Consider the following 9,815-nt stretch of genomic DNA (forward strand, 5'->3'; position numbering starts at 1 on the left):
AAGTTTTTTGTGTAGTGAGGAGTTCCGCCGGTCAGTGAAGGAAAGCCTTACCGGACCGGTCCGGGCGACCGGGTCTGACGACACAGAACCCGAAATCGGAATAGAAAGAAAAAATTAATTCTACCATAAATTTGGAGTGACGGAGAATTAGAGTTTACTTTACTTTTCTCCATTGTTTGGCAAACTTTTATTTCCCTGTAACTAAAAACGGTGCAATGTTTTAAAACTAAACATTACACCGTTTTAACTATTTTCACCATTTTAAGAAATTATGTTTTATAAAACTATTTCTTTTGGTGTTGTCAAGGAATTATTTTCCGAGCATTTCGCAAATTTCGTTGTATACAAACTCTCCGGTAAAGCCGAACTTTTCGTCCAGTACTTTGGCCGGGGCAGAATATCCGAAGTGATTTACGCCGTGGATTTTGCCGTTACATCCGACCAATCCTTCCAGAGTTACCGATAAACCGGCGGTCAGGCCGAAATGAGGCGTAGAGGCCGGAATGACTTCTTCCTGGTAAGCGGTCGGCTGCTGACGGAATAAACCTTCCGAAATAGCCGATACAACCTGTGAAGCGATACCTTTTCTTTCGAGTAACAACTTGGCGGCATCGATCAGGGTGGCCACTTCCGATCCGGATGCGATTAGGATCACTTTGGGATTTTCACCGTTTTTCTGTACGATGTAAGCTCCTTTTTCTGCTTTTAAAGCTTCGGTATAACGGTCGGTTACGGCCGGCAGATCGTTGATATTCTGACGGGACAATACGAGAGCCGTCGGAGTTTCGGTATTTTCCATCGCCATTTTCCAGGCCACCGAAGTTTCGGCTGCATCGGCCGGACGTAAAGCCAGCATGCTCATTTTTCCGGCGTGGTTCTGCATTTTTTCCAGCAGACGCAACTGGGCTTCGTGCTCGATCGGCTGGTGGGTAGGACCGTCTTCACCGACCCGGAAGGCATCGTGGGTCCAGATGTATTTAACCGGCATCTGCATCAGAGCCGATAAACGGAAAGCCGGCTTCATATAATCGGAGAATACAAAGAAGGTTGCGCAGGCAACATGAATACCGCCATGAAGGGCGATACCGTTACAGATTGCAGCCATAGTCAACTCGGCAACTCCGGCTTGCAGGAATTTACCGCTGAAATCTCCTTTCACTAGGTTGCGGGCTCCTCCTTTGATAAAACCGTCTGTCTTATCTGAATTGGAAAGGTCGGCAGAGCTGACGATCATATTTTCAACTTCCTGTGCCAGTGTAACCAATACATCGGCTGAAGCCTGACGGGTTGCTATATTGGCTTTGTGTGCAATAGCTTTATAATCGATAGCAGGCGCTTCTCCCGACATAAACCGATGGAATTTGGCTGCTAATTCCGGGTTGGCTTTTTCCCAGGCAGCTTGTTCGGCTTTTTTCTGTTTGGCCTGAGCCCGTTTCTCTTCCAGTACCTGCGCATAATATTCCTGTACATCCGGGAAGATAACGAATGGATTCTGAGGATCTCCGCCCAGGTTAGCCACCGTATTTTCAAAAGAAGCTCCGGCAGCGCTCAGCGGTTGTCCGTGAGTTGATACTTTGTTGGAGAAATCTTCTTCGTTGGCACCGACAGCTCCTTTCCCCATCAGGGTGTGTCCGATGATGAGTGTAGGGCGTTCTTTTTCTTCCTGTGCCACTTTCAGGGCCTGACGGATTTCTGCTGCATCGTTGCCGTCGATGGTGATGACCTGCCATCCCCAGGCTTCATATTTTTTGGCTGTATCTTCGTGGGTTACTTCATCCACTTTGGTAGAAAGCTGGATATTATTCGAGTCATAGAACATGATCAGGTTAGCGAGTCCGAGTGTACCGGCAATACGTCCTGCACCTTGGGAGATCTCTTCCTGAATGCCACCGTCCGAGATGAAAGCATAGGTCTTGTGGGCCATCCATTCACCGAAACGGGCTACCAGAAAACGTTCGGCGATAGCTGCTCCGACGGCCATGGCATGTCCCTGACCCAGAGGACCTGAAGTATTCTCTACACCCCGTTTTACGTCTACTTCGGGATGACCGGGAGTGATGCTGCCCCATTGACGGAAGTTTTTCAGATCTTCCATGCTATATTTACCAATCAGGCTCAACGTTGCATAAAGCATCGGTGACATATGACCCGGGTCCAGGAAAAACCGATCCCGGTTTACCCACTCGCCATCGTCCGGATCGAAATTCAGAAATTCAGAATATAGCACGTTGATGTAATCGGCACCACCCATCGCTCCTCCGGGGTGACCTGATTTTGCTTTTTCAACCATTGAGGCTGCCAGAATTCGGATGTTGTCCGCCGCTCTGTTGGTAGTTGTATTCATGATATAAATTTAAAATAGATTTTTGGTTTTTTGCAAATTTATAAATAATCTTTTGAAAAATAAAAGTAAAAATTACACTTAATTTTACTTTTCTTCTTCCGTTTAGAGATTCAGCTCTTTAAACTGGTGTTCCCACCAAGCCGGTTGATCTTTCAGATATTTGGCGAAGTAGGAGAGAATCGTATTGTTCCACAGGATACGCTGATTGTAATCGACCACGGCATGATCGGCATCTTTAACCAATACTAATTCGACATCTTTACCCAATAATTTCAGAGCAGTATAAAATTGTATACTTTCGTTTGTCGGTACATTGACATCTTTTGTACCGTGGATTAACAGGATAGGCACTTTCACCTGATCGGCATTGAAAAGGGGACTTTGGTCGACATAGATATCCTTACGGTTCCAGGGGAAAGCGTGTGCCGAAGCGTTGGTACTGTAGCCGTAACCCCAATATCCGCCTCCCCAATAGCTAGAGATAGAGGAAATGCCGGCATGTGAGATAGCACAGGCGAAAATATCGGTTCGGGTGGTAAGGTATTCGGTGGTAAAACCTCCGTAAGAAGCTCCCATACAACCAATCTTAGAAGCATCGATAAACGGATGGGCTTTGGCAAATGCTTTGGTCGAGGCGATAATTTCGTCGGCTGTGATTTTACCCCAATTGTTTTGGTGGCGGGCAGAAAATTCCTGTCCGTATCCGATGGTTCCGGAAGGTTGAAGCACATATACGACATAACCGTTGGCCGTATAGAGGTTGAAAGGCCAGCGTCCGCCGAAACTACGGGAGACGGGGGTCGTTCCGCCGTAGTAATAAACGATCAGCGGATATTTTTTGGCCGGATCGAAATCGGCAGGCAGATAATAACGTCCGTCGATCACCGTACCTTTCTTATACTTATAGTCCCAGTCTTTCATCTCTCCGAAAACAATATTCCGGTATTGCTCTTCGTTGGGATCCGCCCAGAGAGCCGCTTGATTATCGGTTAGGTTCAAGGTATAGATCCGGGGAGGATAATCGGTGTTCGAAGCGGTATACATCATTCGGTCGGCATGGCTGGCAAAACTGGTCCGGAGAATCATGTCTCCCGGGCATTCGATCCGGGTGAATTTACCGTCGGCATAGCAATACAGATGTACGAAATCGGCATCGGTCGTTTTTATATAGATATTACCGTTTTTATGCCAGGTCATTTCTTCCACCGAAGGATTGAAATCGCGGGTGATCGCGTCCACTTTTTTAGTGGCCAGGTCATAAATATACAATTGGGTATCGTATTGGTTGGCAATCTGATTTTTCCCGATGTTTTCTCCCAGTTTACCGAAGGCCGAAGGGCCGCCGCTGATCAGCAGTTTTTTGCCATCGGGAGAGAAAGTACAGGATATGGAATAAAGCCGGTCCTTCCAAAGGGTATCCAGTTGTTGGGTGGTGATATCCATCAGATAAATATCTTGTTTGTTATAGGGATATTCCGTATAAGCCGGGCGTGAAGTGGAGATCAGTAATTTTTTACCGTCTGCACTGATATCCATAAGCGAAGTGCTCAGATTTCCCCAGGTGAGCCGGGAATGGAGGCCGGTAGCGAAATCGTACTTACACAGATAACTCCGGTTACGGAAATAGTCCTGCCGATCTTGTATGCCGTCCAGTTTACGCAATTCCCATTTGGGATCGCTGTAGTTTTCATTGGCATAATAGATCAGATAAGAACGATCGGGTGACCAGATGCAGCTCTGAATTTGCCGGTCTTCTTTGATCAGACGGGTTTGTAGTTGTTTTTCCAGGTCGTAACTATATAAAGATTGTCCGTTGCCTTCTGCTTGCAGGAAAGAAAGTTTGTCCTGATCGGGAATCCATTGCAGATTACGTACGTTATTGCCATAAAAGGTATAGACGATTTCTTTGTCGGCGATCCGGTATACGTAGGTATTGTTACTGCTTCGGCCATCTACGGTATTGGTGATCCCGACAAGGGCATATTTTCCGGTGGGGGAGACAGACAGATGGGATACTTGTTTACCGTTGAGCACATCGTAAATATTCTTGCCTCGTTGCGGGGACAGAGAGAAACCGAAAGGGAGCTGTTCGTAGGCTTTGTCGGCTTTAAAATTAGCATACAATACATTGCCTCCCTGAGTGGCCGTTTTTACGATAATCGTGTGTTTTCCTGGAATCCAATCGCCGTGAACGATTTTTTCTACGGGTTTATTATCCGCAGAACCGGCTTTTTTTACTCCATCGATATAGACTTCGGCCTGACCGAATAGCCGGAAATGAAAACTTCCGCTCATCCATTCGGAATTGCTGAAATAGACCGCGTAATAATTTAGCGTCGGTTGATCTGTTTTTTCACCGGCTGTTACGGTATCCCGGTTCATCGGGGCCACCGTCCACCGGAGCCGGTGAAAATGATTCTCCTTTGAATCGGCATCGGGAACCAGGCTGCCGATATTTACTCCGGAGTAATCGGTGAGCATGGCATCTGTAAATACCTGGTCTTTGACATTTTTTACATGGCTCAAGGCCGGCTTCTCCATTTTTATAGGTGTCAGGCTCAGCCACTCCTTGATATCCTGTGCGTTGGCAGTCAAGGACCCTGCAATGAATAATGAGAGTAAAAATCCTTTGTTTTTCATCGATGATAAGGTTTATCAGGTTTTAGCTTTTTAACATTTTTTCTTTCTGCGAAGGTATCGCTTTTTGATTGAAAAGAAAGTTAATGTCTAGTTAAACCCGGAGTAACTTAATCGTTCTTTTACCGTACAAGTCAGAAAACTTTAAGTTATGCGAATATTGATTTGTCTGTTTGCCTTAGCGGTGACCCTGACCTGTTGTAAGTCGAATAAAAGAATGATACGATCGGAGGTAGGGTATGTATCTACCCAACCGGTAGAAGTTGCTGTACAGGAGAAAGTACAGGATACCTTGATCGTGGAAGAAGAACCGGTGACGGTGAAAAAGGAGAAAGTCGGTTTGACGGACGGTGCCGATTTGATGCGGTATTGTATTATTGTCGGGAGTTTTATTTACCGGCAGAATGCGATCAACTTGCGGTCGGACCTGATGCGCCGCGGATTTTTGGGTTGTTCGATTATGCAGAATAGTGAAGGGATGTACCGCGTTAGTGCGGTTTGTGACGATACTCACGCCGATGCTGCCCGGGAGCTTATCCGTATCCGTAGACAATATCCGCAGTTTCGGGATGCATGGCTCCTGGAGGTCAAAGAGGACTAGTCTTCGAGCATCGAATCGTGGCGGTTGACTCTCACCACTCCTTCCAGATGTTTTAGTCTGGAAATCAATTGGGACAGGTGTTCGGTATTATCGATCAGGACAGTGATATTACCATCGAATACCCCCTCGGCGGCATTGATCGAAATGGCCCGCAAGGTAGCATGCGGATCTTTGGCGATCAATTCGGTAATTTTGTTGATGATATTACCGTCCTCTTTGCCTGTCAGATTCAGGACGGTTTGATAAGAAGTGGCTCCATCGTTGGTCCAGCGGGTCTTGACGATCCGGTAAGGATAACGGCGAACCAGCTCCAGGGCATTTTTACACTGGCGGCGGTGTACTTTAATCCCTTCGCCGATGGATACGAAACCGATGATATCGTCTCCGTATACCGGATTACAGCAACGGGCGAACTTATACTCTACATTATCCACATTTTTATCGATCAGCAGTACATCTTCATCGATTTTTTTTGGACGTACCACTTTGATATCTTTAGGCGGAACGACAGGGGCCGGCTTTTCTTCCACCTGCGTCAATATCTCTTTGATTTCGGAAGGATCGTGCTTGCCGATAGCGATGCCGTGGTAAAGGTCGAGAGCGAACTTGTATTTGTAGTGCTGCATCAGTTTGCGGATCACTTCGTCGTTGAATTCGATTTTCCAGTTTTTCAGACGGCGCATCAGTGTTTCCTTGCCGATATCGGCCTGGTGGTTGATTTCTTCATTCAGGTATTGACGGATTTTATTCCGGGCTTTCGAAGTGACTGTAAAACTCAGCCAGTCGGCTTTCGGTTGCTGGTTGGCGGCAGTGATAATAGAAACCTGATCTCCGTTTTTCAAAACATATTTCAGGGTTTCATTCCGGTGATTGACAATACCTCCAACACACTTGCTCCCGATATTGGTGTGAATAGCGTACGCAAAATCCAATAAGGTGGCTCCTGCCTGTAACGTTATTAAATCTCCTTTGGGAGTAAATACATGTACCTCTTTATCCTGGAGGTTGATTTTCATATCATCCAGTAATTCCAGCGCATTCTCATTATTGCTTTCCAGGATTTCGCGCAATTCGTTCAGCCAGTTTTCGATAATCGAATCCGAAGATCCCCCTTTGTATTTCCAGTGGGCAGCGAATCCTTTCTCGGCAATCTCATCCATACGTTCCGTCCGGATCTGTACTTCTACCCAGCGTTTGCCAGGCCCCAGCACGGTGGTCTGCAACGATTCGTATCCGTTGGATTTGGGTACAGAAATCCAGTCCCGGAGACGCTGGGGATTAGGCGTATACTTATCGGTTACGATAGAATATACCCGCCAACAGTCGGGCTTCTCATTTTCGCCGACACTGTCGATAATGAAACGTACAGCAAAAATGTCGAAAATTTCTTCAAATTCAACCTGGCTTTTCCGCATCTTATTTAAGATCGAGGCAATCGTCTTCGTGCGGTATTTCATTTTAAATTTGATACCTCTCCGGTTCATTTCTTCGGCAATCGGAGCGATAAATTCGGCAATGTAAGCCTCCCGGGCGGTTTTCGATTCCTTCAATTTTTGTTCGATCTCCCGGTAGATTTGGGGATTGGCATAGCGGAGAGCTGTGTCTTCCATCTCCGATTTGATATTGTACAATCCCAATCGATGGGCAAAAGGGATGTAAATATAGCTGGTTTCCATGGCCAGCTGTTTTTGTCCGGCCTCCGAAAGCTGCGCAGCCTGCCGTAAAGCATAGAGTTTTTCGGCCAGGAAGATCAGCTGTACGCGGATATCTTCGGCAAAACTGAGCAATAATTTTCTGAAATTCTCCGAGTTTACAATCCGCTGGGTGGCATAAATGTGGCTGATATCCTTCAGTCCTTTGATGATTTGCTCTACTTTTTCCCCGAACATCTCCCGGATTTGCTCCAGGGTGATCATTTCTTTTTCCACTGTTTTGTGGAGCATGGCACAAATGATAGAAGTCCGGCCTAAGCCGATTTCCTGGGTAATGATCAGCGTAATATCCAAAATACGGACGATCTCCTGATAGTTTAATTCCGAAGCTTCGGTTTCGTTTTGGATGGCTATCTTAAAGGCTTTACGGATCAACCGGATGTCTTCGCTCGAAATCAGGTTCCGGCAGGATTTTAACACAGCCGTATATTTACTCAATATGATCGGACGATAGGTTTGTTCTGTCATTGCGTTCATAAGTGAATCTTGTTAGAAGGTGTCGCTTTTTTCTGTTTGTAAAAATAGCGATTCTTTTGAAGATTATCGATCCGGCAATTCTATTTTTGTGTAAAAGTTTGTTGAAAAGTGTGTGTAAAGAATAAGTGTACAGAAATATGAAATCAGAAATGAACTGCTGTAATCTGCTACCATGCTGTTATCCCGGAAAATCCGGAAAATCTTTATCGGGCCGCTTGGAAAATAATACGTTGAAGTATAAACAGGAAAGGCCGGTTTAAAATTACGAGGATATGCTTGAAATCAATTTTTTATGTATATTTACGACGATCAAACGTGGGATTATTTTGAACCGTATACAACTTTTTGGAAAGGATAAAAATATAAAATATGACAACAAAAGAGAGATATGAAGGCGTATTGGGGTGGTTTGCCGGGAAAATGCCGGTAGCCGAGAGTGAATTGAAGTATAACGACCCTTTCGAATTGATCGTGGCGGTGATTCTGTCCGCCCAGTGTACCGACAAACGGGTGAACATGACGACTCCGGCTTTATTCGAACGCTTTCCCGATGCAAAGGCCATGGCTGCCGGGACAGTGGAGGATATCTATCATTTGATCAAATCAATTTCCTATCCGAATAACAAAGCTAAGCATCTGCATGAAATGGCCCAAAAACTGGAAAGGGATTTTCAGGGAAAAGTGCCTGAGGATATGGAGTTATTACAAACGCTTCCCGGTGTGGGGCGTAAGACGGCCAATGTTGTGATGGCAGTGGCATTCCACAAACCGGCCATGCCTGTGGATACGCATGTTTTCCGGGTATCTAACCGGATCGGGTTGGTGAATAACACAAAAACGCCTTTGGAAACTGAGAAACAGTTGGTAAAAAATATTCCGGCGGAGATCTTGTCGACGGCTCATCATTGGCTGATTTTGCACGGACGTTATGTTTGTCTGGCCCGGAAACCGAAGTGTGAGGAATGTGGAATCCGGCAATGGTGCCGTTTTTTTCAGAGTAGACGGTGAAGGGGGAACGGGGAATGGAGAAAGGAAACCTCCCTTCTCCTTTTTCCTTTCTCCTACATTTACTTGTAATATATAGCTGCCCAGGCTCCGGATTTCACTTTGCCGACACCCGATGGCGGACAGGTATCGCTGTACAGTGTAAAAGGAAAATTGAAAATCATCGATTTCTGGGCTTCGTGGTGCGGACCTTGCCGGATGGAGAATCCCAATATGGTGAAACTATACGATGATTTTAAAGACAAGGGCCTTGCTGTGATTAGTGTATCGCTTGACGAACGTAAAGCCGCCTGGACGCAAGCGATCCAAAAGGACGGTATGCCGTGGGTACACGTGTCCGACTTAAAAGGCTGGAAAAGCGAAGTGGTGAAGTTGTACAATGTAGATTCCGTACCGTGTATTCTGGTACTTGATGAGAATAACCGGATTCTGGCCAAGAACATCCGGGCGGAAAAATTGCGGGCCTTTGTGGAAGAGCGGCTGGGAAAATAGGTTTGGGTCGTTATATATTACGATGGAGTTCATACCTGTTTTTTATTATAAGCCGGTTTCGATAGGAAAATCTGTAGGAATTATTTTTCTTACAGATTTTCTATATATGTTTATCCTAAAAATGTAGAATTATTCCGATCCTTGTTCGTCTTCGGTATTCGTGTTCGGGGACCATTGGAGCTCTGTCGAGTGTTGTCTTGCTTTTTCTGAACGTCCGACCGGTGGTGTCTGACGAGCTTGCGAGGAGTTCCGTCGGTCAGTGAAAGAAAAAGCCAGATGACCGACAGAAGCGACCGCGTCCCCGAACACGAATACCTTCGACTCCCGTCATCACTGCCTGGCAAGCTAAACCGGACCTGAAAACCATAAATTTCAACGAAAAAATATTTTCCGGTAAAGTAACCCAACTATCCATAATCCGATAGAGGTGAGCCGATATTTTATTCTATAAAATTTTTCTAATTCTTCCTTTGCCAGGTCGTGTTAACGTGAGATGCAGGGTTTTATGGCGGAAGACCATTGGAGCAGGAACGAGTGTCCGGTTAGG

General features: G+C 45.8%; 6 protein-coding genes. 3 read left to right on the plus strand and 3 right to left on the minus strand.

Annotation, left to right across the window (positions count from 1 at the left end):
• Positions 1 to 310: 310 nt before the first annotated feature.
• Both AC5RDS_RS13385 and AC5RDS_RS13390 read right to left on the minus strand, forming a co-directional pair.
• Positions 311 to 2,344, minus strand: a complete 2,034-nt coding sequence (locus AC5RDS_RS13385) for a transketolase family protein (RefSeq protein WP_013611161.1) — start codon at positions 2,342 to 2,344, stop codon at positions 311 to 313.
• 102 nt (positions 2,345 to 2,446) lie between these two features.
• Complete coding sequence (locus tag AC5RDS_RS13390) at positions 2,447 to 4,984, minus strand: S9 family peptidase (protein WP_013611160.1); 2,538 nt, start codon at positions 4,982 to 4,984, stop codon at positions 2,447 to 2,449.
• A gap of 148 nt (positions 4,985 to 5,132) precedes the next feature.
• On the opposite strand from AC5RDS_RS13390, the gene AC5RDS_RS13395 reads away from it, so the two are divergent.
• Positions 5,133 to 5,582 carry an SPOR domain-containing protein gene (locus AC5RDS_RS13395; protein WP_087394229.1) on the plus strand — a complete coding sequence of 150 codons (450 nt, stop codon included), beginning with the start codon at positions 5,133 to 5,135 and terminating at the stop codon, positions 5,580 to 5,582.
• Here AC5RDS_RS13395 and AC5RDS_RS13400 read toward each other — a convergent pair.
• Entirely contained in the window at positions 5,579 to 7,771 is a 2,193-nt protein-coding gene (locus tag AC5RDS_RS13400; protein ID WP_013611158.1) for a RelA/SpoT family protein, read from the minus strand. The two genes, AC5RDS_RS13395 and AC5RDS_RS13400, sit on opposite strands and share 4 nt — an antisense overlap.
• Before the next feature lie 369 nt (positions 7,772 to 8,140).
• On the opposite strand from AC5RDS_RS13400, the gene nth reads away from it, so the two are divergent.
• Both nth and AC5RDS_RS13410 read left to right on the plus strand, forming a co-directional pair.
• On the plus strand, positions 8,141 to 8,779 hold the full coding sequence (nth, locus tag AC5RDS_RS13405; protein ID WP_013611156.1) for an endonuclease III: 639 nt from the start codon (positions 8,141 to 8,143) through the stop codon (positions 8,777 to 8,779).
• Positions 8,780 to 8,851: 72 nt separating this feature from the next.
• Positions 8,852 to 9,268, plus strand: a complete 417-nt coding sequence (locus AC5RDS_RS13410; RefSeq protein ID WP_083813716.1) for a TlpA family protein disulfide reductase — start codon at positions 8,852 to 8,854, stop codon at positions 9,266 to 9,268.
• Positions 9,269 to 9,815 lie beyond the last annotated feature (547 nt).

The sequence above is a fragment of the Odoribacter sp. genome (genome assembly GCF_985060555.1).